The 24,294-nt window shown below is 35.0% G+C and carries 23 protein-coding genes and 1 pseudogene; 19 read left to right on the top strand and 5 right to left on the bottom strand.

Features of this window, described 5'->3' with window-relative positions:
* The 11 genes and pseudogenes from J3U56_RS09975 to gltP form a co-directional block, all read left to right on the top strand.
* Nucleotides 1-191, top strand: a pseudogene (locus tag J3U56_RS09975) (hypothetical protein); the annotation flags it as partial.
* 271 nt (nucleotides 192-462) lie between these two features.
* Nucleotides 463-1,035, top strand: coding sequence for an RNA pyrophosphohydrolase (gene rppH / locus J3U56_RS09970; RefSeq protein WP_065633973.1), 573 nt, complete (start codon nucleotides 463-465; stop codon nucleotides 1,033-1,035).
* Nucleotides 1,032-1,901, top strand: a complete 870-nt coding sequence (gene lgt, locus J3U56_RS09965) for a prolipoprotein diacylglyceryl transferase (protein ID WP_267367534.1) — start codon at nucleotides 1,032-1,034, stop codon at nucleotides 1,899-1,901. Before rppH ends, lgt begins: the two co-directional genes overlap by 4 nt.
* Nucleotides 1,898-2,692 (top strand): thymidylate synthase, encoded by a 795-nt coding sequence (gene thyA, locus J3U56_RS09960; RefSeq protein ID WP_267334264.1) that lies wholly within the window; start codon nucleotides 1,898-1,900, stop codon nucleotides 2,690-2,692. The genes lgt and thyA overlap by 4 nt, the downstream gene beginning before the upstream one ends.
* Nucleotides 2,693-2,936: 244 nt before the next feature.
* On the top strand, nucleotides 2,937-3,887 hold the full coding sequence (gene lpxL, locus J3U56_RS09955) for an LpxL/LpxP family Kdo(2)-lipid IV(A) lauroyl/palmitoleoyl acyltransferase (RefSeq protein ID WP_267334265.1): 951 nt from the start codon (nucleotides 2,937-2,939) through the stop codon (nucleotides 3,885-3,887).
* A 46-nt stretch (nucleotides 3,888-3,933) separates the two neighbouring features.
* Nucleotides 3,934-5,016 (top strand): 23S rRNA (cytidine(2498)-2'-O)-methyltransferase RlmM, encoded by a 1,083-nt coding sequence (gene rlmM / locus J3U56_RS09950; protein WP_267367531.1) that lies wholly within the window; start codon nucleotides 3,934-3,936, stop codon nucleotides 5,014-5,016.
* 22 nt (nucleotides 5,017-5,038) lie between these two features.
* Nucleotides 5,039-6,901, top strand: a complete 1,863-nt coding sequence (locus J3U56_RS09945; RefSeq protein WP_267367528.1) for a penicillin-binding protein activator — start codon at nucleotides 5,039-5,041, stop codon at nucleotides 6,899-6,901.
* The gene (locus tag J3U56_RS09940; protein ID WP_267367525.1) at nucleotides 6,864-7,235 is read left to right on the top strand and encodes a YraN family protein; all 372 of its coding nucleotides are present in this window, start codon (nucleotides 6,864-6,866) and stop codon (nucleotides 7,233-7,235) included. The genes J3U56_RS09945 and J3U56_RS09940 overlap by 38 nt, the downstream gene beginning before the upstream one ends.
* Before the next feature lie 16 nt (nucleotides 7,236-7,251).
* Complete coding sequence (locus J3U56_RS09935) at nucleotides 7,252-7,830, top strand: SIS domain-containing protein (RefSeq protein WP_267334269.1); 579 nt, start codon at nucleotides 7,252-7,254, stop codon at nucleotides 7,828-7,830.
* Nucleotides 7,831-7,927: 97 nt separating this feature from the next.
* On the top strand, nucleotides 7,928-10,627 hold the full coding sequence (gene gyrA, locus J3U56_RS09930) for a DNA topoisomerase (ATP-hydrolyzing) subunit A (RefSeq protein ID WP_267334270.1): 2,700 nt from the start codon (nucleotides 7,928-7,930) through the stop codon (nucleotides 10,625-10,627).
* A 91-nt stretch (nucleotides 10,628-10,718) separates the two neighbouring features.
* Entirely contained in the window at nucleotides 10,719-12,029 is a 1,311-nt protein-coding gene (gene gltP, locus J3U56_RS09925) for a glutamate/aspartate:proton symporter GltP (protein WP_065634049.1), read from the top strand.
* Nucleotides 12,030-12,310: 281 nt separating this feature from the next.
* Here the strand turns inward: gltP and rpmG are convergent, their stop codons facing one another.
* Nucleotides 12,311-12,478 (bottom strand): 50S ribosomal protein L33, encoded by a 168-nt coding sequence (rpmG, locus tag J3U56_RS09920; protein ID WP_034884348.1) that lies wholly within the window; start codon nucleotides 12,476-12,478, stop codon nucleotides 12,311-12,313.
* Between the two features lie 15 nt (nucleotides 12,479-12,493).
* Complete coding sequence (gene rpmB / locus J3U56_RS09915; protein WP_034884345.1) at nucleotides 12,494-12,730, bottom strand: 50S ribosomal protein L28; 237 nt, start codon at nucleotides 12,728-12,730, stop codon at nucleotides 12,494-12,496.
* A 381-nt stretch (nucleotides 12,731-13,111) separates the two neighbouring features.
* Between rpmB and aroE the strand changes: the two genes are divergently transcribed.
* The 6 genes from aroE (at nucleotide 13,112) to argA (ending at nucleotide 19,667) form a co-directional block, all read left to right on the top strand.
* Nucleotides 13,112-13,942, top strand: a complete 831-nt coding sequence (gene aroE / locus J3U56_RS09910; RefSeq protein ID WP_267334271.1) for a shikimate dehydrogenase — start codon at nucleotides 13,112-13,114, stop codon at nucleotides 13,940-13,942.
* A gap of 149 nt (nucleotides 13,943-14,091) precedes the next feature.
* Nucleotides 14,092-14,445, top strand: coding sequence for a DUF1870 family protein (locus tag J3U56_RS09905; protein ID WP_267334272.1), 354 nt, complete (start codon nucleotides 14,092-14,094; stop codon nucleotides 14,443-14,445).
* 210 nt (nucleotides 14,446-14,655) lie between these two features.
* Complete coding sequence (aroL, locus tag J3U56_RS09900; protein ID WP_065633983.1) at nucleotides 14,656-15,168, top strand: shikimate kinase AroL; 513 nt, start codon at nucleotides 14,656-14,658, stop codon at nucleotides 15,166-15,168.
* Nucleotides 15,169-15,422: 254 nt separating this feature from the next.
* Nucleotides 15,423-16,622, top strand: a complete 1,200-nt coding sequence (locus J3U56_RS09895) for an MFS transporter (protein WP_267334273.1) — start codon at nucleotides 15,423-15,425, stop codon at nucleotides 16,620-16,622.
* A 79-nt stretch (nucleotides 16,623-16,701) separates the two neighbouring features.
* Nucleotides 16,702-17,997, top strand: coding sequence for an MFS transporter (locus J3U56_RS09890; RefSeq protein WP_267334274.1), 1,296 nt, complete (start codon nucleotides 16,702-16,704; stop codon nucleotides 17,995-17,997).
* A gap of 341 nt (nucleotides 17,998-18,338) precedes the next feature.
* The gene (argA, locus tag J3U56_RS09885; protein ID WP_267367521.1) at nucleotides 18,339-19,667 is read left to right on the top strand and encodes an amino-acid N-acetyltransferase; all 1,329 of its coding nucleotides are present in this window, start codon (nucleotides 18,339-18,341) and stop codon (nucleotides 19,665-19,667) included.
* An 809-nt stretch (nucleotides 19,668-20,476) separates the two neighbouring features.
* On the opposite strand, the gene mutH is transcribed toward argA, so the two are convergent.
* From mutH to J3U56_RS09870, 3 genes are all read right to left on the bottom strand, one after another.
* Nucleotides 20,477-21,145 carry a DNA mismatch repair endonuclease MutH gene (gene mutH, locus J3U56_RS09880; protein WP_267349079.1) on the bottom strand — a complete coding sequence of 223 codons (669 nt, stop codon included), beginning with the start codon at nucleotides 21,143-21,145 and terminating at the stop codon, nucleotides 20,477-20,479.
* A 73-nt stretch (nucleotides 21,146-21,218) separates the two neighbouring features.
* Nucleotides 21,219-21,767, bottom strand: coding sequence for an NADPH-dependent FMN reductase (locus tag J3U56_RS09875; RefSeq protein ID WP_267334277.1), 549 nt, complete (start codon nucleotides 21,765-21,767; stop codon nucleotides 21,219-21,221).
* Nucleotides 21,768-21,854: 87 nt separating this feature from the next.
* Complete coding sequence (locus J3U56_RS09870) at nucleotides 21,855-22,400, bottom strand: Dps family protein (RefSeq protein ID WP_065633990.1); 546 nt, start codon at nucleotides 22,398-22,400, stop codon at nucleotides 21,855-21,857.
* Between the two features lie 268 nt (nucleotides 22,401-22,668).
* Here J3U56_RS09870 and srlA point away from each other — a divergent pair, with 268 nt between their 5' ends.
* The gene (gene srlA, locus J3U56_RS09865) at nucleotides 22,669-23,217 is read left to right on the top strand and encodes a glucitol/sorbitol-specific PTS transporter subunit IIC (protein ID WP_065633991.1); all 549 of its coding nucleotides are present in this window, start codon (nucleotides 22,669-22,671) and stop codon (nucleotides 23,215-23,217) included.
* A 32-nt stretch (nucleotides 23,218-23,249) separates the two neighbouring features.
* Complete coding sequence (locus J3U56_RS09860) at nucleotides 23,250-24,257, top strand: PTS glucitol/sorbitol transporter subunit IIB (RefSeq protein WP_267334278.1); 1,008 nt, start codon at nucleotides 23,250-23,252, stop codon at nucleotides 24,255-24,257.
* The last annotated feature ends 37 nt before the right edge of the window (nucleotides 24,258-24,294 follow it).

Below are 24,294 nucleotides of genomic sequence, written 5' to 3'. Positions count from 1 at the left end.
CTTATTGGGTACAAGTTGAAGGCGTAATTAGTCAACAAGCTATAGATAAACTCGCTCAAGGTGTTCAGTTAAAAGAGTTCTATACTGCCGCAGCTATAGCGACTAAGCTGGAAGCACCGACTAATCTATGGCAACGCGTTCCCCCTATTCGTGAACGTAAAGCTATTTCCAAATTGGTACAACATCAGTAACCATATGTAATATTTAAATCACAACAATAGAAGATGCGATTTCATATTTTTCTCAGTAGTGCATTATGAAGTATTTATAACTTATGCGGCTTTCTTGGTAGTTTAGTCATATAAATTCACTTTGCTATAATAAGCATTGTTATAAGCGCTAAATCATCTAAAAAATAGCTGATTAAAAGTATATTTGCTTGATAAATTCATTTTCCTATTTATTTATTTCTGTATGTATGAAACAATTTAGATATAGAAAAATAATTTTTTGAGGTAGTCAGTGATCGATAATGATGGCTACCGTCCAAATGTAGGAATAGTTATTTGTAACAGGTATGGTCAAGTTCTTTGGGCTCGTCGTTATGGACAAAATTCTTGGCAGTTTCCTCAGGGCGGAATTAAACTAAACGAAACGCCTGAGCAGGCAATGTTTCGTGAATTAAACGAAGAGGTAGGATTATTACCCAAAGATGTGAAAATTTTGTCTGTAACTAATGGTTGGTTGCGTTATAAATTACCTAAACGAATGATTCGTTGGGAAAATCAACCTGTATGCATAGGGCAGAAGCAGAAATGGTTTTTATTAGAATTGATTTCTGATACATCAGTAATTAATCTTAATACGTCTTCGACTCCAGAATTTGATGATTGGAAATGGGTGAGTTATTGGTATCCTATTCGTCAAGTTATTGCCTTTAAACGTGATGTCTATCGAAAAGCAATGAAAGAATTTTCTTTGCCAGTTTTTACTATACAGTCAGAGATAGAAGTGCCAACAGTTAATGTTTCTAAAAAGAAACGATTTAATTTCTTTGCTCATAAACGAAAAAATAAACAGCGTATAAAAAAATGAATCAATACTTACAATTTCCTAATTTTGATCCAATTGCTTTTTCAATTGGTCCTATTTCGCTACATTGGTATGGTGCAATGTACTTATTTGGTGTATTGGGCGCGCTTTATTTAGCTAAGCGCCGCGCAAGAAAGCCAAATAGTCAATGGACTACACAACAGGTTGAAAATTTATTATTTTGGGGTTTTTTAGGACTCTTTATCGGTGGCCGTCTTGGTTATATTTTGTTTTATAACTTTGATGCGTTTATTAAAGATCCGGTTATTTTGTTTAAAGTTTGGGAAGGCGGCATGTCATTCCATGGTGGTTTAATAGGTGCGATTTGTGTCATTGCGATTTTTGCTAAAATAACACACAAAACCTTTATGCAAGTAGCTGATTTTGTGGCACCTTTAGTTCCTATTGGGTTAATGTTTGGACGTTTTGGTAATTTTATTAATGGTGAATTGTGGGGACGCGTAACGCACTCACATATTGGTATGCTATTTCCAACCTCGTCTCATGCTGATTTTATGTATGTACAGTCTCATCCTGAATGGTTTTCTCTTTATACTCAGCTTAATGGTATTTTACCAAGGCATCCTTCGCAGCTTTATGAAATGTTGTTTGAAGGAATAGTATTATTTATTATTTTGAATTTATTTATCCGTAAACATAGACCTGTTGGTTCTGTATCTGGTCTATTTTTACTTTGCTATGGTTTATTCCGGTTTGTCATAGAATTTTTTAGACAACCGGACGAACAAATAGGCTTATTCTTAAATATGATAAGTATGGGACAAATTTTATGCCTACCAATGATTATTGGAGGTATTTTGATTCTGTTATATGCATATAGATTTAACCGTAAGGCGATTAAACGATGAAACAATATTTAGCGCTGATGCAAAAAATTTTAGCAGAAGGGACACCTAAATCTGATCGAACTGGAACGGGTACATTATCGATCTTTGGTCATCAGATGCGATTTAATTTGCAAGATGGCTTTCCATTAGTCACAACAAAAAAATGTCATTTACGTTCTATTATTCATGAACTACTTTGGTTTTTGAAAGGGGATACTAATATCCGTTATTTACAGGATAATAAAGTGACTATTTGGGATGAATGGGCCGATGAAAATGGTGATTTAGGCCCAGTATATGGTAAACAATGGCGGGCTTGGGGAGCTGCCGATGGCCGTCAAATAGATCAAATTACTCAATTAATTGAACAAATTAAAAATGATCCTGATTCAAGGCGTATGATAGTTTCTGCATGGAATGTCGGTGAACTTGATCAAATGGCATTAGCACCATGTCATGCATTTTTTCAATTTTATGTTGCGCAAGGTAAACTTTCTTGTCAACTCTATCAACGCTCATGTGATGTATTTTTGGGATTACCGTTCAACATTGCAAGTTATTCACTCTTAATACATATGATTGCTCAGCAGTGTAATTTGGAGGTTGGTGATTTTGTTTGGACGGGAGGGGATACCCATCTATACTCAAATCATATGGATCAAACTAAGCTGCAATTAAGTCGAGAGCCAAGATCATTACCAAAATTATTGATAAAGCGTAAACCGCCAACAATTTTTGATTACGAATTTGAGGATTTTGAGATTGTTGATTATGATCCTTATCCTGCCATCAAGGCGCCAGTCGCAGTGTAAAGTATGTTGAAGTATTATGATAAAAAATACGTTTAATCTATTTTTTTACTCATACATAAGTTAACAATAGTATTATTGGGATTAATCAAATTAATCCCAATATTTTTTTAAATCTCTATTTTTATGATTGAACGCATCATGTAACAATAGCCGATTTTGTCAATCGGAATGTTATTTTCCTGCATATTGAGCCAAGATTGGTATATAATAGTTAACTTTGTTTAAATCATTAATTGATCTTAATATGAGTCAAAATCAGGAAATTCGTCCCGTTTTTACTAAGCACTTATTACATCCTCGTTACTGGTTAACGTGGTTAGGAATTGGTTTTTTATATTTATTGGTATTGTTACCCTATCCAATAATTTATCAACTAGGTAAATCATTAGGTTTACTTTCAATGAAGTTAATTGGGAAGCGAAAAGAAACTGCAAAACAAAATCTTAAACTTTGTTTTCCCGACAAATCACAACAAGAACGCGACGCGCTACTGCGTGATAATTTTATTTCGACTGGATTAGCTATTTTTGAAACGGGTATGGCTTGGTTTTGGTCCGATAGACGTTTAGCTAAGCATTCTTCTATAGTGGGTGATGATTATATTACAAAGGTACAGCAATCAGGACAAGGTGTTTTATTAATTGGAATTCATTTCTTAACACTCGAATTAGGTGCTCGAATTTTAGGTATGAGTCACCCAGGTGTTGGCGTTTATCGACCTAATGATAATCTGGTAATGGACTATGTGCAGCTTAAAGGCCGACTAAAATCAAACAAATATATGTTAGATCGTTACAACACTAAAGGTATGATTCGGGCATTAAAAAATGGTGAATTACTTTGGTACGCGCCAGACCATGATTATGGTCCTAAAAATAGTGTATTTGCACCATTATTTTCTGTTGAAAAAGCAGCAACCACAATCGGAACTCGCATTCTCGTTAAGTTGGGGCAACCTGCAATTATACCGTTTACACCTAAACGTGAAAAAAAAGGTCACTATATTGTTGATGTAACGCCTGTGCTTGAAGGTTATCCAATCGATGATGATGTACTTGCTGCCACGTTTATGAATAAAGCCATTGAGCATGAAATTTTAAAAGCACCGGAACAATATATGTGGTTACATAGACGTTTTAAAACGCGCCCTAAAGGTGAAGCTCCTTTATATACAGATAGTGTACAATCTGATTAATATCCGCTCATTAAATCGTGTTGAGAAGAAGAGTAAAAATTACAATATGCAAAAACTAAATAAAATTATTTTGTATTGTCGCCAAGGATTTGAAAAAGAGTGTGCGGCTGAAATCACTGATAAAGCATCACAAAAAGCAGTATTTGGTTTTGCTAAAGTAAAAGAAAATAGTGGTTATGTTATTTTTGAATGCTACCAAGATGGTGATGCTCAACACTTGATTAAAACGTTATCTTTTCGAACATTAATTTTTGCGCGGCAAATGTTTGCAGCCGGTGATTTATTAACCGATCTACCTAACCATGACCGTATTTCTCCCATCATAGATTCATTATCAGGCTTAATAGAGAAAGCCGGTGATTTACGGGTAGAAGTAGCTGATACTAATGAAGGAAAAGAACTGATAGGATTTTGTCGTAAATTTACTGTTCCTCTTCGTCAAGCTTTAAGACATAAACGTATTTTATTGAAAGTGGAAAATCCATCAAGGCCCGTCATTCATCTATTCTTTATTAATAGTCAGAGTTGCTATATTGGCTATTCGTTAAGTCAAAATAATTCGCCATTTTATATGGGAATACCTCGGCTAAAATTTCCAAGCGATGCGCCTAGCCGTTCAACCTTAAAATTGGAAGAAGCTTTCCATATTTTTATTCCATACGAAGAATGGGATGAACGATTAAGAGGTGGTTTAAATGCGGTCGATTTAGGTGCTTGTCCAGGCGGTTGGACTTATCAACTCGTTAAACGAAATATGATGGTTTATGCCATTGATAATGGTCCAATGGATAAAAAATTGATGGAAACAGGACAAGTAAAACATTATCGTGAAGATGGCTTTAAATTTGTGCCAAAAAAGCATAATATTTATTGGTTGGTCTGTGATATGGTTGAAAAACCAACTAAAGTGACACAATTAATTGCCAAATGGCTTATTAATGGTTGGTGTCGAGAAACTATTTTTAACCTGAAATTACCAATGAAAAAACGATATGAAGAAGTAACACAAAACTTGTTGCTACTTCATGAAGAATTAAATGGTAAACATATTAACGTCCAAATTCAGGCTAAACAGTTATATCATGATCGCGAAGAAATTACTGTGCACGTACAGCGGATTTGGGGATAACAAATTACAAGAGAATAGGTGTATGAATTTAAAACGGTCCTTTTATGCAATGCTAATACTTACATTGTTTACCTTATTGGCTGGATGTCCTGCCAATAAGCCACAAGTAATGACTGATTATGACCAGAATAAAAATTCTAGTTATTATTTATCACAAGCTGATAAAAGTTCTGGTTACGCCAAAACCAATTGGCAGTTAATGGCTATTCAGGCTTTAGTGAAAGAAAATCAACTAGCTAAAGCTGATGGATTACTATCGCAAATATCATCCCACCTTGATGCTAAGCAACAACAAGAGCGAACATTATTACTTGGTGAAATTGCAGTAAAATCAGGAAAGTCATTTGATTTTAATCAATTTTCTACTCAAGGCTTAACTCAAGCACAGTTATACCGTTACTATACTATTAAACTCAGTAGTGATGAAAAAAATAAAGAGATTAATGCACAAGCTCATGACTATACTGAATTAGAAAAATATGCGCCAGAAAATCAAAAAAAACAGATACTAAATAATACTTGGAATTTCTTTAGCAAGTTAAACGTAAATGAAATTAATTCAATTGTTGTCAACGAAGATGACAGCATTTTACAAGGTTGGATTAATTTAAGTTATGCGTACACAAACAACAGTAAAGCTCCCACTACGCAAGAAGGTGATACACCAGAAGTGATAGCCGAGAAAACGCAAAAACAAAAGCAAGCATTAAAACAAGCTGTTGCTGATTGGCTAACCCAGTATCCAGATCATCCAGCTAAAAATATCCTACCAATATTGACTGGTGAGCAGACCTTAGCTGCCGCAGACACGAATGCGAAAAAAGTAGCTTTATTATTACCATTAAATGGTTCATCACGTATATTCGGCGACACAATTAAGCAAGGTTACAGTGATGCAATAAAGTTCTTCCCGCAAGAACCACAGCAAAATGTCGTTTTACTCGACACAACAAGTGCGCCAATGGATACACTTATTCAGCAAGCAAAAGAGCAAAATGTTGAACTCATCGTTGGTCCTTTGCTCAAAGATGAAGTTGTTAAAATAAAACAATTAGCACCAAGCATACCGGTTTTAGCACTCAATAAAGTTGATAATAATACAATATCGACGAATAAAATGTGCTTTTTTGCACTATCACCAGAAGATGAAGCAAAGGATGCTGCCGATCATATTTATGCGCAAAGTAAGGTGAAACCCCTACTGCTTGTGCCACAAAATGATTTAGGCAAACGTGTCGCGCAAACTTTTGCTAAACAATGGTCACAATTATCTGCTAATAATTCTCAAGCTTATGTGCAATATTTTGGCAATAAAAGTTCATTAAGTGCGAATATGAATCAAAATAGTGGAATCAGCCTGAGTGGCTCACCTATTTTAATCAATGATGCAACTACTCAGCCGGTACCGCCTGAACAATCAGCTAGTTTTGATGCTATTTATATCTACTCTTCTTATGATGAACTAACCCTAATTAAACCTATGTTAGATATGGGGGCGGCTAAATCGGGAACTAACTTATCTCAGATAATGATTTATACCAGTTCAAAAAGCCATGTAGCCAATGCATCTAATGATTTTAACTACGATATGAATAAAACGGAATATGCTGATATTCCAATGATCATTAATCGCACCGATAATATGTTAGAAATAATACCAAGCAATATTCAGAAAGATTATTCATTATTGCGTTTATACGCGATGGGCATTGATGCATGGAGACTGGCAAACCGCTTTAATCAATTAGATTCTTATCAACCTAATTTTTTAGATGGAATGACAGGAAAATTATCGACAAGTAATCAGTGTGAAGTGACAAGAGCATTGTCTTGGCAACAATATATTCATGGTTCAACTCAAACTACCACAACAAGCGAAGAATAAACAAATTGGCAAGCATTATGAAAATATCGCTTGCCAATACTTACTTAAACAAGGGCTTTTATTAATTGCTAAAAATAGTCAATATCCCTTAGGTGAAGTTGATTTAATTATGCAAGATAAGCAATGTCTGGTTTTTGTTGAAGTACGTTATCGAAAAAATGCTAATTTTGGCGATGCTGCGATGACGGTAACGTTAAGTAAACAAACGAAAATTAAGCAAGCAGCACAACTTTGGATGCTATCTGAAAATTTGAGTATTGAAGATACCGAGCTTAGGTTTGATATTTTTGCCATAACAGGTAAAAATCAACAATGGATTATTAATGCGTTTTAATTATTAGGTGAAAAACGTGCAAGATTTAATTAAAAATTATTTTACTGAAAGTATTCAAACACAAATTGTAATGGCGGAGTCTTTAGGTTCATCAATCGAAAAAGCAGCCAATATCATTGTTCAAGGTTTACTTAATGGCAATAAAATTATGAGTTGTGGCAATGGTTCTTCCGCTGCAAACGTTCAAAGTTTTACCTCACGATTGATGACTAGCATTAATATAGAAAGACCCAGTATTCCTGCCTTAGCTTTAGTTTCTGATAATGTATTATTAAGCGCTATTGCCACTCATGAAGAAGTTTACGCACGTCAAATTCAAGCCTTGGGTCAACAAGGTGATATTTTGATTATAGCAACTAGCCAAGGTAACAGTCGATCAATTATACGGGCGGTACAAGAGGCGGTGATTAAAGATATGAAAATTGTTGCACTTACCGCTTTTGATGGTGGTGAAGTGATTGGTTTACTTAGCCAAAATGATATTGAAATTAGAGTTCCCTCCTATAAAAAAGTGATGGCTTACGAGATGCATGCAATGATTCTAAACTGCTTGTGCCAATTAATTGAAAATACATTGTTTATTCATGGTGAATAAGTTGAAATAAAAACAGTTTAGTTCTGCATTAATAGTGTTTTTATGCTATAATTATAAGCTATTTTGATGATCTAAATTAATAAGAGAACATGGTGTTATGACCGAACTAGCCAAAGAGATAACCCCCGTTAATATTGAAGATGAATTAAAATCCTCTTATCTTGACTATGCAATGTCTGTCATTGTTGGGCGTGCTTTACCCGATGTGCGTGACGGTTTAAAACCGGTTCATCGTCGGGTTTTATTTGCCATGAACGAAGCTGGATATGATTGGAATAAACCTTATCGAAAATCAGCGCGTGTTGTTGGGGATGTCATCGGTAAGTATCACCCTCATGGTGATTCTGCTGTTTATGATACGATTGTGCGTATGGCACAGCCATTTTCATTACGCTATATGTTAGTTGATGGGCAAGGAAACTTCGGTTCAGTTGATGGTGACTCTGCTGCTGCAATGCGTTATACCGAAATTCGTATGCAAAAATTTGCAGGTGCATTATTGACGGATCTTGATAAAGAAACCGTTGATTTTTCACCTAACTATGATGGATCCGAGATGATTCCAGACGTGTTACCAACACGTATCCCTAACTTATTAATTAATGGTTCATCAGGAATTGCAGTTGGTATGGCAACGAATATTCCACCACATAATTTATCTGAAGTGATTAATGGTTGCCTTGCTTTTATTGAAGATGAAAACATTTCTGTTGATGGTTTGATGGAGCATATTCATGGGCCTGATTTTCCAACGGCAGCGTTAATTAATGGTCGTAAGGGTATTGAAAATGCTTACCGTACCGGTCGAGGTATCATTTATATCCGCTCAAAAGCAACCATTGAAGTTGATGACCATTCAGGTCGTGAAACGATTATTGTTAATGAAATTCCATATCAAGTTAACAAGAAAAAGTTAATAGAAAAGATAGCTGAGTTAGTCAAAGATAAAAAAGTAGAAGGTATTTCAGCACTACGCGATGAATCAGATAAAGATGGGATGCGTATTGTGATCGAAGTTAAACGCGATGCTGTTGCTGAAGTGGTATTAAATAATCTTTTCTCTTTGACGCAGCTACAAGTTTCATTCGGTATTAATATGGTTGCTTTACATAAAGGGCAACCAAAACTATTAAACTTACGTGAAATGATTGAAGCATTTGTGCTTCATCGCCGTGAAGTGGTTACGCGCCGAACGATATATGAACTACGTAAAGCTCGTGAACGTGCCCATGTTTTAGAAGGTTTAGCAATAGCACTTGCCAATATCGATCCTGTTATTGAGTTAATTCGTGCTGCATCAACGCCAAGCGAAGCGAAAACTAAATTATTGGCGCAAGCTTGGCAGTTAGGTAATGTCGCTGCAATGCTTGAAAAAGCGGGTAATGATGCTGCGCGACCAGAAGAATTAGCACCAGAATTTGGTATTCGTGATGGTCACTATTATTTATCTGAAGCACAAGCGCAAGCTATCTTAGATCTACGCTTACATCGCTTAACAGGTCTTGAACACGAAAAAATTCTTGATGAATACAAAGCGTTACTTATTCAAATCGGTGAACTATTGCATATTTTAGCAAGTCCAGAAAGATTGATGGAAGTCATTCGTGAAGAGCTCGAAGCGGTTCGAGATCAATTCCAAGATGCAAGACGAACTGAAATCACAGCTAGCAGTGCTGATATTAATATTGAAGATCTTATCGCGCAAGAAGACGTGGTTGTTACCCTTTCTCACCAAGGCTATGTGAAATATCAACCGCTTTCTGATTATGAAGCACAACGTCGTGGTGGCAAAGGTAAATCGGCGACCAAAATTAAAGAAGAAGATTTTGTTGAAAAACTACTGGTCGCCAATACGCATGATACAATTCTTTGTTTCTCTAGCCGTGGCCGATTATATTGGATGAAAGTTTACCAATTACCTGAAGCAAGTCGTGGTTCTCGTGGTCGTCCAATTATTAATCTATTACCACTTGAAGCAGATGAGCGTATTACTGCAATTTTACCGGTTCGGGAATTTGATGACGAACATTGTGTGTTTATGGCAACGGCACAAGGTACAGTTAAGAAAACCTCACTAATTGAATTTAGTCGTCCTCGTAGTGGTGGTATTATCGCCATTAACCTACGTGATGATGATGAACTTATCGGTGTGGATCTAACAAGTAATGAAACATCAGATACCGTTGATGATGAAGAGCTCAATGATGATGTAATTGTTGATGAGACAGATAATGATGACGAAGTCTCTCAAATCTCTAATACAGAAGACATTATGTTATTTTCAGCTAATGGTAAAGTTGTTCGCTTCCCGGCGAATAAAGTTCGCTGCATGGGACGAACTGCGACCGGTGTTCGGGGTATTAAATTAGAAGGTGATGATAAAGTAGTCTCACTCATTGTTCCTCGAGGTAATGGCGCAATTTTAACTGCTACTCAAAACGGTTATGGTAAACGTACTGAACAAGAATTATATCCAACTAAATCACGCGCAACTAAAGGTGTAATTTCTATTAAGGTCAGTGAGCGAAATGGAGCAGTTGTTGGAGCTGTACAAGTTGATGAAACCGATCAAATTATGTTGATCACTGATGCAGGAACGTTAGTTCGCACGCGTGTATCAGAAGTGAGCATTGTTGGTCGAAATACGCAAGGTGTTATGCTTATTCGAACGGCTGAAAGTGAAAAAGTTGTCGGATTGCAGCGAATTGCTGAAACAGAGGATGATGATAACGAGTCTGAATTTCCCTCGAACCAAGGTGAACAACGGACTGATTCATTAGAGGAATCCGAAGAATAATTTTTAATTATTAAAAAGGATTAGTTAATATAGCTAATCCTTTTTTATTTTAGAAAATCAGGAAAAGGAACAGTATTTGATGTCATTTTTTATAAAAAAAATTTTAACAAATCTTGCGTGGCAAATTTTAATTGCCTTGATCTTAGGTGTAGCAATGGGGGCTTATCTGTTCGAACTTTCTGTTCCAACTCACCCTTTACATTCTTATTATCAATTCTCTATCGTTAATATTTTCCAACCTGCGGGTGATATCTTTATTCGTTTAATTAAAATGATTGTATTACCTATTATATTAAGTACATTAACACTTGGTATTGCAGGTATCGGCGGCTCAAAACGATTAGGGACGTTAGGATTTAAAACAATACTCTATTTTGAGATAATTACTACCATCGCTATTTTATTGGGTCTTTTATGGGGCAATGTTTTTGCGCCAGGTGCAGGTATTGACTCTTCAACTTTAGCCACAACTGATGTGAGTAAATATGCAAAAGCAGCGGAGGAACTAAGTGGAAAACCTCATGGCCTTATTGTTATGATTTTAGACATGATTCCTGCCAATATTTTTAAAGCAATGACGGATGGTGCGGTTTTACCTGTAATTTTCTTCTGTGTGTTTTTTGGTTTAGGTTTAATGTCTTTACCAGATAAACAACGCGAACCATTTGTATTCTTCTTAAAAGTTGTTTCTGATACCATGTTCAAAGTGACAAATATGATCATGCGTTATGCACCAATTGGGGTATTTGCTCTTATTACTGTCACGGTGGCTAAATATGGATTCGAATCTTTATTACCACTATTCAAACTAATTTTGACCGTATATTCGGCAATGATTGTTTTTACCATAGTAGTATTAGGTATTGTGTGTAAACTCTGTAAATTTAGTATTTTTAAATTACTGAGAATTTTAAAAGAAGAATTAGTCATTGCATTTTCAACGGCCAGCTCTGAAACAGCATTGCCAAAAATCATCGAAAAAATGGAAGCTTATGGCGCACCTAAAGCAATAACCAGTTTTGTTATTCCAACCGGTTATTCATTTAACTTAGATGGATCGACTTTATACCAAAGTATTACCGTTATCTTCTTAGCTCAGCTATTTGGTATGGATTTAAGCATTATAGATCAAATTATTATTGTTATTACTCTAATGATAGCCTCTAAAGGTATTGCTGGCGTACCTGGTGCTTCAATATTAGTGCTATCTGCAACACTCGGAAGTGTCGGTATACCACTAGAAGGTATAGGCTATATTATGGGAGTCGAGCGTATTTTAGATATGGGTCGAACTGTTGTTAATGTGGTTGGTAATGCATTAGCGGCAATTGTTATTGCACGCTGGGAAAATGCATTTGATGATACAAAAGCCAGAGCTTATGAACAAAAATATTTAAAATAATCTAGGTATTAGTGTATTACTATCAAAAGCTTCTGTTTATAAAAATGGAAGCTTTTATTTTAACTAGAAAAATGATGATTCATCATAAATAGCCGTCTAGTCAGGTAGTAATTATAAACTGACTTAAAAATAATACTATTAATAACGGAAATAGTGCTCGGTTATTTTCTAATAGAAGATAAAGATCAATTGATGTAATATTTTTGATATTAATTATATTTTTTGTTTTTAGATAGATATAAAAAAACCCAGCATTTGCTGGGTTTCTCGTTTATACAAAACTATTTAATTTTAGCTTCTTTATAAACAACATGCTGACGAACAACAGGATCATATTTTTTGATCTCCATCTTTTCAGGCATGGTTCTTTTGTTTTTGCTAGTGGTATAAAAATGACCGGTACCAGCAGAAGAAACTAATCTAATTTTTTCACGTACACCTTTAGCCATGATATGGTTTCCTTATTAGTACTTTTCACCACGGGCACGAAGTTCAGCTAAAACTGCATCAATACCCTTTTTATCGATAGTACGCATACCTTTAGCTGATACACGTAATTTTACAAAACGTTTTTCACTCTCAATCCAGAAACGGTGAGTTTGAAGGTTTGGTAGAAAACGACGTTTAGTAGCATTCATCGCATGAGAACGATTATTTCCCACTAAAGGACCTTTTCCTGTTACTTGGCATACTCGTGACATGTCAATAATTCTCCGAAATTTCTATGCTTAAGCCTTGGGCGTAATATGTTAATGGAATTAACCTCGTCAGGCTTTTAGTTTGCTGCAGTTCTATTTGAGAAGCAGTCTAACCTCTCACACTACACCCATAATAATGAGGTAGCGAAGTATACGCTGTTATGCAAAGATTCTCAAGTATTATCTTATTTTAGACTAAAAATAAGTTCACTATGAGCAACGATTGATATAAAAAGATAAAGGTACCTATCAATTTGCTTCTATTTTATAACGAGCTTTACTTTAGTTAAATACAAAAATCGTTTTATTTTATAATAAATATGCTTTAATACTAAATGATAAATATATTTTTTGATTTAATTTTCTAACTTTCAAGGAGATTATATGAACCAGTTTAAGCCATATGACATCTATGGCATTATCGGTTATCCGTTAGGGCATACAATGAGCCCATTAATTCATACTACTTCGTTTCAAGATTATAATATTCCAGCTGTATTGGTTGCATTTCCAACGCCTCCAGAAGAGATACCTAACCTGTTCAAATCGGTTCGATTACTAAATATTCGCGGTTTATGTGTCACTATTCCTCATAAACAAACAATTATTCCTTATTTAGATTATGTTACTGATCATGTTAAAAAAGCAGGCGCAGCAAATTTAGTTTATTGGGATGGTGACAAGCTTTGTGGTGACAATACTGATATTGTTGGTTTTATGGAGCCATTAAGACAAAAAAAATTACCTGCCGAATATAAAAAGGTTTTATTGTTAGGCGCTGGGGGCGCAGCTCGCGCTGCTGTAGTGGGTTTGCAGGATCTCGGTTATACCGATATTACCGTTAGTGATATTTCTAAAGAACTACCCGAAGCACTAGCCAAAGAGTTCAACCTTAAAATTGTTGATTGGGAAGATCGTAGCAAAGTTGAGGCTCAAATCATTGTTAACTCAACCCCATTAGGCATGCAAGGCAAATTTGAAGATCAAACACCTTATGAACAGGCGTGGTTTAAAGGAAAGGGCTTAGCTTATGACATTGTTTATACACCCTATAACACAAAATTTAGACAAGAAGCTGAAAAAGCAGGATGGGAATCGATTTCTGGGCGTGAAATGTTTATTGGTCAAGCAAATGCACAATTTAAAATTTGGACAGGAAAAGAACTGTCTCAACGAGCAAAACAAGCGGTAATAGACGCGCTAGCAGCAAAATAAATATTGAAAAAATAACATACATCTTATCAATGTTAATTTGATGTATGTTAGAACATTGATCATATTGTTCTATTATTCTGACATATTGATTGCCTGGATATAAATTTAATGAATTTTGTAATTTCACAATGTGAATACAAGGAGTATTTATGACAAATCTTGAATTGCAAGCTTATCGTCGTTTTTTGATGTTAAAAGTGCTAGAAGCGAGTGAATATATTGGTAAAACAGACATTAAAACTTGGCATGACTGGGAAAGCGGTAAGTTGCCTGTTCCTGAATTTGTAGCAACAGCGATGCAAGAATTAAAAAAAATTCGCCACGATAAAATCAATCTTATTATTAAAGGCATTAATGATCGGGTTGGCAGTAATACTATTCGTTACTTCATGACATATGAAGAGTTTAAAAAAGTCAATCCAGATCTTGATGTGATTCAATGGCGATTACACCAATCCATTGCCACTGAACTTTATTTTCGAGGTCTAGAAAAACTGTGCTAGCGGTTATTTTTTGTAATATGAATGACTTAATAATCTTATTGGTGTAAATATTATTTTACATTCTTTGACAGTTTTATGAAAAACATATTCATATAAATCAATAGTATTTATTTTTACAAGATTAAATGTAAAAAAAATGTTGCAAAAGATAAAGTGAATCACTAGCATAGACAAAATATTCTGAGATCTGTCAATCTGAAAGGACCCAATATGAATAAACCAATTTTTCTCGTCGGCGCAAGAGCAGCTGGCAAAACAACAATGGGAAAAATGTTAGCAAATAAGCTATCGTTTTCTTTCATTGATACAGATTGTCATTTACTCGAAACCACCCAAAAAACAGTGGCCGAAATTGTTGAAAAAGAGGGCTGGGAAGGGTTTAGGGCAAGAGAAAGCCAAGTACTGATTGATACAGCAAAACCTAATCGGGTCATTGCTACAGGTGGTGGAATGGTTTTAGCGGATCATAATCGCCAATTTATGAAACAAAATGGTATTGTTATCTTTCTTTCTGCGCCAGCGGCGACGTTAGCAGCTCGTTTAATGAAAGATCCAAATATTGCTCAGCGTCCTTCTCTTACGGGTTTATCAATTGTAGATGAAATGGAAAAAGTCGTAGCGGAACGATTGCCTTTATATCATGATGCCGCCCATTATGTTGTTAATGTCGATCAAGATGAACATCAAATTTTAAGCCAAATGCTTGAAATGTTGAATAATTAATCAACTTGTTTTGCCTAAACCTAGATAAAATACCACATTATTATGTGGTATTTTTTATGAAAAGTTATCGGGTTTTACTAATTTATCTGCCTCATCTATTGGTTTTGTTAACCATCATAGAGTTGGTAAAGTAATATCAGTAAAATATTCTTAATAAATTAATAGTTATCGCTTTTAGATTAATATTAATACTTGTATATTGAATTCGATTAACAGTTTAGTTTTAAATATATTTCAAATATGGAGTACGACAAATGGATACGTTAAAAGTCAATTCTTATGGAATTGTCGGGTCTATTTACGCTAATTATATCATTCAAAGTATTGCACTAATTGTGATTATGCAATTTTCCATTGATCTTACAAAACAGCTTAACACTGATCTTATTGGATTAGGCTATGTTGCTTCAGGTATAGGTATTGGAAAAATCTTTTTAATGTTTGTTGGTGGAATACTTTCAGATAAATTTGGTCGTAAGCTTTTTATTTTCCTCGGTATGGCGTGTTACGCGGTTTTCTTTATTGGTATGATATTTTGTACCAACATTCATCTCGCTTTTTGTCTGGCCATTGCAGTTGGGGCGGGGAATTCTTTTTTAGATACAGGTTCCATGCCTGCATTGACTGAATGCTTTCCAAGTTCTGCCGGTTCAGCAAGTGTGTTAATAAAAGCGTTTATTTCTATTGGGACTTTAGTACTTCCTTTTATCGTTACTTTTTTTGACACTAATCAAATTTGGTATGGTTGGGCTTTTCTTGGCTTTACGGCCTATTTAGTGATAAATGGCATATTATTATTACCTAAAAAATTTCCTCACAAAGATACTTCAATTAAAGGTGGCCAAGGTTCAGAGAACTATTTCAAAAGCCATCCTAAATTTGCATTTGAAGGCATTTTATTGATCATTATGGGATTTACTACAACAGCAACATTTGTCATTATTTTGCAATGGTTGCCAACTATTGCAACTGAAGGCGTAAATATGAGTGACCTTGATGCTAAACAATTAATTAGCTATTACAGTACCGCATCGATTATATCGGTATTTGTGACTGCTTTTGTCGTTAAACATTTTTTGAAACCTATCTTTTGCATCATAATATTACCTGCATTGTCAGCTATTGTTCTGATTATTTTTTATTTTAATATTTCACCTGTTATGTGCGTAATTGCAGCAATTGGTATGGGATTTACCGCAGCCGGTGGTGTACTTCAATTAACTTTAGTGGTAATGCAACAAATGTTTCCAAGTCGTAAAGGCCTTGCTGTTGGTTGTATGTATACTTTTAGTGGATTATCGTTTGTGGTTATTCCACTGATTGTGCCAAAACTTGCTATGATTGATGTTAGTTATGCAATTTTGATTGATTTTTTTATTGCGTCATTAAGTTTAATCTTAGGTTCAATTGTTTTTTATCGATTTAAAAACGTTATTGATATTACAAAAATATAATGATTGATTTAAGTATTTGTGTTCAATATTAAAACAAAATTAAAAATAATACCTTTTTGATATATATAGGAATTGAGGAATGAAAAACCGATATTGGGGCACAGCAAGTTGTTTATATATCAACTACTTTGTGCATGGAATGGGCGCGATTATTTTGGGATTAAATATTGATTATTTAGCTGCCCAATTTAATCCACAATCTGCTTATCTGTTTACTTTAAATAAAGAGGTACTCACGGCAGTACAATTAAATTTGATCAGCGAAGCAAAGCAAAGTGTTTACAACGTGATGATGGGATTGGGTATAGGCCGATTATTAGTATTATTTATTATGGGATCGTTATCCGACAGACTTGGTCGTAAACCCTTCATTGTTTTAGGTGGATTGTTTTATATCGGTTTTCTACTAGGAATTTTAGTTAGCCCGAGTGTACAAATTGCCTTTATGTTTGCTATTTTAGGTGGCATTGCCAACTCAACACTTGATGCCGGTACTTATCCAGCGCTCATGGAAGCTTTTCCTAAATCACCGGGCTCAGCATCTATTTTAATTAAAGCAGCTATTGCAGCAGGGCAATCCTTGTTGCCTATCATTGTCGGCATGATTATGGCTAACCAAGCATATTATGGTTGGTCATTCATTTTTTGTTGCGTTATTTTAGGGTTAAATGCATTGATAGTGTTTAAGATGCCTTTTCCAAACCACAAACTCACGCCAGAGCAAGAGCTAGAGAATCTAGAAAAAAATGAAAAAACAACGCCTGTTTTAAAACAAAAGGCTAATTTTTGGATAGAAGGTATCTGTTTTATCATCATTGGTTTCACTTCAACCGCGACCTTTTATCTGGTTTCGTCTTGTTTAAAAGATTTTTCACAAACAGTTGCGGGTATGGATTCTTCGGGTGCAGTACAAGCTTTTTCTTCTTATGGTATTGGGACACTCGCCAGTGTATTTTTAACTTCACTTTTAGTGAAAAGCTTAATTAAACCTGTGTATATTGTTGTGTTTTATCCACTACTTTCAACTATCATGTTGATAGTAATGTATTTTAACCCAACCCCTGCATTATGTATGATCGGTGGTTTTGTACTTGGTTTTACTGCGGCAGGCGGCGTTTTACAACTTGCACTCACCACCATGGCTGAATTTTTTCCATCAGGTAAGGGTAAAGTGCTGGGTATATTTTTTACTTCTTCCAGTATTGCAACCGCCATAATCCCGTTTTTAATTGGCTGGGTATCAACTAATTTGGGTTTACGTTATGTTATGTTAAGTGATGCCATAATAGCGGGGATTGGTACCATATTGGCTATTGTTGTATTGATGCGTTACCGAACCGTTTTTAACGTATCGCATACAATTACGGATAAATAATTAAAAAGTTGCTCAATCAAAAAATAATTTATAGATCATTTCTTAAACCTATTGGGTTGTCTGTCTAATAATCATGAAACATGATAAGGCATGCTTAAAAAAAGCATGCCTATTTGATGCTATGGTTTAAAGTTCAAGTTTATCACTGCATTTGTTAATTAACATGGTTGGTCTTAGTGGTTATTGTTAAATACAGTTATGATCAATTTATGTTCGTTGATCTTAATTTGTCTAATTTTTAGCTTTTAATCGATTTTGAAAATATTACTTGCCATTAAATTAAAAATAAATAAAATTACAATAAATGTGAATAAATATTCATTTTGATAACGGTGATTAAGATGAAAGAAAGAACAACTGAATTAGTCGAAGGGCTAAGACATTCAGTACCTTATATCAATGCTCATCATGGAAAAACGTTTGTAATTTTATTAACAGGCGCGGTATTAAAAAGTAATAATTATTCAAGCATTATTAGTGACATTGGTTTGCTTTATAGCCTTGGTATAAAACTGGTTATAGTTAATGGTGCACGTAATCAAATTGACGAATCACTTAAACATCATAATATTGAACCTAACTATCATAAGAATACGCGAGTTACTGATGCCAACACGCTAGATATTGTTAAACAAGTCACAGGGCTATTGCAGCTCAATATTACAGCCAGTCTATCAATGTGCTTAAATAATACACCATTACAAGGTGCGCATATTAATGTGGTAAGTGGCAATTTTGTTATTGCTCAGCCACTTGGTGTTGATGATGGTATTGATTATTGCCATACGGGCAAAATTCGCCGAATTAACTTTGAAGCGATAGATGAGCAATTAAATCGCGGTTCAATTGTATTACTTGGACCTGTGGGGGTATCGGTAACAGGGGAAAGTTTTAATTTATCTTCAGAAGATGTTGCAGCCGAAGTTGCAATACGTTTGAAAGCCGATAAATTAATTAGTTTTTGCGCTGAGCAGGGGGTGCTTGACGAACAGGGTAAAGTAATTACAGATCTTTTTCCTATTGATGCTGATAACTATGTTAATCAAAAAGAACAGCATGGAAAGCCGCTTTCGAGCGAAGCTCGATTTTTACGGGCAGCATCGAAAGCTTGTCGCAATGGCGTAAGACGAAGTCATTTAGTCAGTTATTTAGTCGATGGCGCAATTTTGCAAGAACTATTCTCGCGTGATGGCATTGGTACACAAGTAGCAATGCAACATTCTGAACAAATTCGCACAGCAACAATCAACGATATTGGTGGTATTTTAGAACTTATTCGTCCACTTGAAGAACAAGGCATTTTAGTTAAACGTTCACGAGAACAGTTAGAGATGGAAATTGATAAATTTACAATCATTCAACGTGATAATATGACTATTGGTTGTGCAGCACTTTATCCATATCCCGAAGAAAAAATGGGCGAAATGGCTTGCGTTGCTATCCATCCGCAGTATCGAAATTCATCGCGCGGCGATCTGTTGATCGAAAAAATCGCTGAAAGCGCCACTAATCTAGGATTGGAAAAAATTTTTGTACTCACAACCCGGAGTATTCATTGGTTTAGAGAAAAAGGGTTCAATCCAGCTGAAGTTGATGATTTGCCGATTAAAAAGAAACAACTTTACAATTATCAACGCAACTCAAAAATATTAATGTTCAATATCAAATAAATTAATTCACTATAAATCGACTTTTGGGTCGGTGATTTGCCTAATCATTAGATGTATTTGAGTTATCAGCTTAATAAAACTGATAACTCTTTTACTGTCACTTGAATAATTTAACTAATAATTTTATGAACAACGATAAGCTTGCACAATCCGTTTTTGGTAAAACTTTTTCTTTAATGCCTGATAAAACAAAAAATGGCAAAACCAGCACCGTAAAATATACAATGGCAAACCACTAATAACAGCGGCAATAATGTACCTTTAACATTAGCAGTAAAATTACCAAATATGGACGCTGTTTTATCTGTTATAAATAAAATTTGTTATGCATTTATGCAGCATATCAATGCGATAGTGAAAATGGTAACAACGCTAATAATTTTAGTAAAAAGCATACAATACAACCAACAGTAACTTGTTAGTAAAAAAGACCATTATAGTGATAGCCGCAACACGTTTTGAGCTAATAATTTAAACACATTGTTTAAATGTTGGAATATTTTTTTAGTGAAAATAACAATACCTTTTTTAGCAATAGATAACTTTTCAGCAATACCGCTGATAGTCCTAAGGTAAAAATCAGACAAGTATTATGCTTAAAAATATCCTTAGTCTGTTTTTTGTTGACACAATTGATCCCACCTAAATCGCTTTCGTAAAAAATAAGGTGTAGTTAAATAACAAAGTGAGAAGATTGGTAAAAAATAGGACAGAGAGTTTGATAATCATTACAGTGTTATCAATCATATTGTTGGTGGTAAATTAATGGTATTTATTACAGCATTTATTAAAATAACTGAGTGGTAATATTATTTAATTGCGTTATTTAAAATTTGCCAAGTAAATGACTTTTTTAAATAAAAACCGCGAGGTCGAGTTAAAATAATTTGACCATTTTCACCAATTGCTTCTGTTAATGCACGGCCGTTAGCCGCTTTGGGGCGAATTTGTAAATAGGTTCCATAGCGAGCTGTAATTTTTTCAACTTGGCCAAGAGTGATCATATCCATCAGTTCTTGCCAATCCTGTTTTAGCTGTTGTTCTTGTTGGGGGGATGGCATCCACAAAATAGGACGACCAACTTTGCGATCTGCCAATGCAATAGTTCTTTCTCCTTGTATTGGGATCCAAAGCACTTTAGTCAATTTATATTTGACATGACTTGTTTCCCAAATGACCCCGTGGTTTGCCATCAAAGGGGCTACACTAACAAAAGTGGTTTCTAAAGGTTTTCCCTGGTTATCAATGGGAATGGTTTTAAGTTCAATGCCTAAACTAGCAAAATCCCGTTCGGCCTTACTACCTGCATTTGCTCCCAAAAAAGTTTCAATTAGATTGCCAACCCAACCTTTTTGTTTAGTAAGATTTTGTGGCATCGGCATATTCAAATATTTTGCGATATCAGCAAAAGTATAACCGGCTGCTAATTCAGCTCGTTGTAATAATTCTTGTTCACAATTAGGGAAAAATATTGGCATGTAAAGGCATTAACTTAATGGCGAAATATTCACAGCCAATTATATTGGCTGTGAATACGGAAATAAAGGACTATTAATTGAGTTTTTCAACCCAACTTGCATAGCTATTAATGATTAGAGAAAGGAATTCTTTAGTTTTTGCCGTTATATTGCCGTTTTCATCGAATGATGAATTGATATTACCAATATAAGCTTCGGGTTGTTGTAGTGTCGGCATATCTAAAAATACTAAAGATTGGCGTAATTGATGATTTGCACCAAATCCACCGATTGCACCTTGTGAAACAGAAACAACTGCTGCTGGTTTTTTCGACCAAACGCTTTTACCGTAAGGACGAGAACCCACATCTAAAGCATTTTTGATAACAGCTGGTAAGCCTCGATTATACTCAGGTGTGACAAAAATAACGCCTTGGCATGCTGCGATTTCTTGACGAAAACGGGTGTAAGATGAAGGTGGTGTATCGGTGTCAATATCTTCATTATATAAAGGCAAATCACCAATAGAAATTAGTTGTAATGAGAGTGATGGAGGTGCAATTTCTTGAAATATTTTTGCGACTTTTAAGTTAAAAGAATCCTTGCGTAAACTACCTACTAATACCGCAATTTTTTTACTCATTTTCTATTCTCCCTAATATCTTATAAAATTAAGAGACACAGTTTGTGTCTCTTAATTATTGTTATTTATTATTAAATATAACAAATATTAATGACCAGAAGAATCCATTTTACGACCTGTTTCAAATAAGAACCAAGCACGTCTTTCAGTTTGATCGATCCACTCTTCGATTAAGCTTGCTGTAGCGGTATCATTATATTTATCGCAAATATCGTGTGCTTCACGCATACGAGATGTAAGTTTAATATTATCTTGGCAAAGTTCAGCAAGCATATCTGATGGTTCAACAAAATCAGCATCATTATCAGAAATACTTTGTAATTTTGAAATATGACCGATTGAACGAAGGGTGGTTCCACCTAATTTACGCACGCGTTCAGCGATAGGATCAGTCATCGCAAATAATTCTTCACCATGATCATCTAACATTAAGTGATAATCACGAAAATGAGGACCGCTTACATGCCAATGGAAGTTTTTAGTTTTTAAATATAAAGCAAATACATCAGCTAATACTGAATTCATAGCACTAGAGATATCTTTTGATGCTTTTTCACCTAAATCAGTTGGGAATAAAATTGCTGCTTGTTGAAGTTTTTTGGCGCTTTTTGTAGAGTTAGTCGTTTTAGCCATAACACATTCTCCTCGGTTAAATAATAAATAAATTTTCTTATATAAAATTACGCCAACTCAGCGTTAATGTCCAATGAAAATCAACTATTTTTAGCTATTACTGCTATTTCAGCAAACTATTATTTTTGTCTTGTTTTATGTTCTCCCATTTTTTTTGAAACATTTTCTTTCAAAATGAAAGAAAATGTTTCAAATTGTGATCTATATAAAAGTTTTTTCTTTTAATGTTGTTAATATGTCGACAAAGTTTAACTTAATAGGAGGCAATATGATTGACGCTATTTCATTTGGTGCTGAATGGTTTATAGGGCTATTCCAAGAGGGAGGTAAAGTATTAGTAGGAATGGTAACAGGAATTTTACCGTTATTAATCTCTTTACTGGTTGTGATGAATGCAGTAATTAAATTTATTGGGCAAGATCGTATAGAACGCCTAGCACAGGCTTGCGCTGGTAATCCAATTTCTCGGTACTTACTACTACCATTAATTGGAACCTTTGTTTTTTGTAATCCGATGACATTAAGTTTAGGGCGTTTTATGCCAGAGTATTACAAGCCAAGTTACTATGCCGCTTCTTCTTATAGCTGTCACTCGATGAATGGACTTTTTCCTCATGTTAATCCTGGTGAGCTGTTTGTGTATTTAGGTATTGCTGCTGGACTAACAACGTTGAATCTTCCATTAGGTCCATTAGCGGTTAGTTATTTTCTTGTTGGTTTGGTCACAAACTTCTTTCGAGGTTGGATTACCGATTTTTGTACTGCCGTTTTTGAAAGAAAAATGGGGATTAAATTAGATAGAGAAGTACATCTATAACATTCATCTATCAAGATAAAGAGGAAACGAAAATGGCTAAATTTATTCGAATAGAAAAAGGCGAAGCAGGTTGGGGTGGTCCTTTGGAATTACCTGTAATCGAAGGAAAAAAGATTGTCTACATTGCAGCAGGAACAAGACCGGCAATCGTTGATACTTTAGTTCAACTAACGGGTTGGGAAGCGATTGATGGTTTTAAAGAAGGTGAGCCAGCAAAAGAGGAAATCGGTGTTGCAGTAATTGATTGTGGTGGTACGTTACGTTGTGGTATTTACCCAAAAAATCGTGTACCTACGATTAATATTCATGCTACAGGTAAATCCGGTCCCTTGGCTCAATATATTGTTGAAGATATTTATGTTTCTGCGGTAAAACCTAATAACATTAAATTAATCGATAAGGACTCACAGACAGTTAAAGAGAGTTCTGTCACGCAAACGCAGCAAGCTAAAGCTAATAAAGATTCTGAGTTTAAACACTATGACAGTAGTAAAAAAATTACTGAACAGAGTGATGGTTTACTGGCCAAAATCGGCATAGGAATGGGATCGGGAGTGGCCGTTTTTTTCCAAGCTGGTCGCGATACTATCGACACTGTCCTTAAAACGATTTTACCTTTTATGGCTTTTGTATCAGCTTTAATCGGTATCATTATTGCATCAGGATTAGGTGATTTTATTGCTCATGGTTTGGTTCCTTTAGCCAATAACCCCATTGGGTTAGTCATTTTAGCTTTAATTTGTTCTTTCCCATTGCTTTCGCCATTTTTAGGTCCTGGAGCCGTTATTGCACAAGTCATTGGTACCTTAGTTGGTGTACAAATAGGGCTAGGCAATATTCCGCCGCATTTAGCTTTGCCTGCGCTTTTTGCAATTAATGCACAAGCTGCATGTGATTTTATTCCTGTCGGTTTATCACTTGCCGAAGCTAAACAAGACACGGTTAGAGTTGGCGTACCGTCTGTTTTGGTTAGTCGATTTTTAACAGGCGCCCCAACCGTGCTTATTGCTTGGGCGGTATCGTTATTTATCTATCAATAATTTGTGGGAAAAACTAGATATTTAAGCTGTGATCTTT

Source organism: Gilliamella sp. B2824, assembly GCF_026536245.1.
Lineage (GTDB): Bacteria > Pseudomonadota > Gammaproteobacteria > Enterobacterales > Orbaceae > Gilliamella.
This window is presented reverse-complemented; position numbering and strand designations above follow the sequence as displayed.

Coding starts and splice junctions, on each gene's coding strand:
- argA (WP_267367521.1), top strand. CDS start 18,339: ATGAAAGAAAGAACAACTGAATTAGTCGAAGGGCTAAGACATTCAGTA.
- J3U56_RS09940 (WP_267367525.1), top strand. CDS start 6,864: ATGGTTCAACTCAAACTACCACAACAAGCGAAGAATAAACAAATTGGC.
- mutH (WP_267349079.1), bottom strand. CDS start 21,145: ATGCCAATATTTTTCCCTAATTGTGAACAAGAATTATTACAACGAGCT.
- srlA (WP_065633991.1), top strand. CDS start 22,669: ATGATTGACGCTATTTCATTTGGTGCTGAATGGTTTATAGGGCTATTC.
- rpmG (WP_034884348.1), bottom strand. CDS start 12,478: ATGGCTAAAGGTGTACGTGAAAAAATTAGATTAGTTTCTTCTGCTGGT.
- J3U56_RS09870 (WP_065633990.1), bottom strand. CDS start 22,400: ATGGCTAAAACGACTAACTCTACAAAAAGCGCCAAAAAACTTCAACAA.
- lgt (WP_267367534.1), top strand. CDS start 1,032: ATGAATCAATACTTACAATTTCCTAATTTTGATCCAATTGCTTTTTCA.
- J3U56_RS09860 (WP_267334278.1), top strand. CDS start 23,250: ATGGCTAAATTTATTCGAATAGAAAAAGGCGAAGCAGGTTGGGGTGGT.
- rlmM (WP_267367531.1), top strand. CDS start 3,934: ATGCAAAAACTAAATAAAATTATTTTGTATTGTCGCCAAGGATTTGAA.
- thyA (WP_267334264.1), top strand. CDS start 1,898: ATGAAACAATATTTAGCGCTGATGCAAAAAATTTTAGCAGAAGGGACA.
- lpxL (WP_267334265.1), top strand. CDS start 2,937: ATGAGTCAAAATCAGGAAATTCGTCCCGTTTTTACTAAGCACTTATTA.
- aroL (WP_065633983.1), top strand. CDS start 14,656: ATGAATAAACCAATTTTTCTCGTCGGCGCAAGAGCAGCTGGCAAAACA.
- gyrA (WP_267334270.1), top strand. CDS start 7,928: ATGACCGAACTAGCCAAAGAGATAACCCCCGTTAATATTGAAGATGAA.
- J3U56_RS09905 (WP_267334272.1), top strand. CDS start 14,092: ATGACAAATCTTGAATTGCAAGCTTATCGTCGTTTTTTGATGTTAAAA.
- J3U56_RS09945 (WP_267367528.1), top strand. CDS start 5,039: ATGAATTTAAAACGGTCCTTTTATGCAATGCTAATACTTACATTGTTT.
- J3U56_RS09890 (WP_267334274.1), top strand. CDS start 16,702: ATGAAAAACCGATATTGGGGCACAGCAAGTTGTTTATATATCAACTAC.
- rpmB (WP_034884345.1), bottom strand. CDS start 12,730: ATGTCACGAGTATGCCAAGTAACAGGAAAAGGTCCTTTAGTGGGAAAT.
- J3U56_RS09875 (WP_267334277.1), bottom strand. CDS start 21,767: ATGAGTAAAAAAATTGCGGTATTAGTAGGTAGTTTACGCAAGGATTCT.
- J3U56_RS09895 (WP_267334273.1), top strand. CDS start 15,423: ATGGATACGTTAAAAGTCAATTCTTATGGAATTGTCGGGTCTATTTAC.
- aroE (WP_267334271.1), top strand. CDS start 13,112: ATGAACCAGTTTAAGCCATATGACATCTATGGCATTATCGGTTATCCG.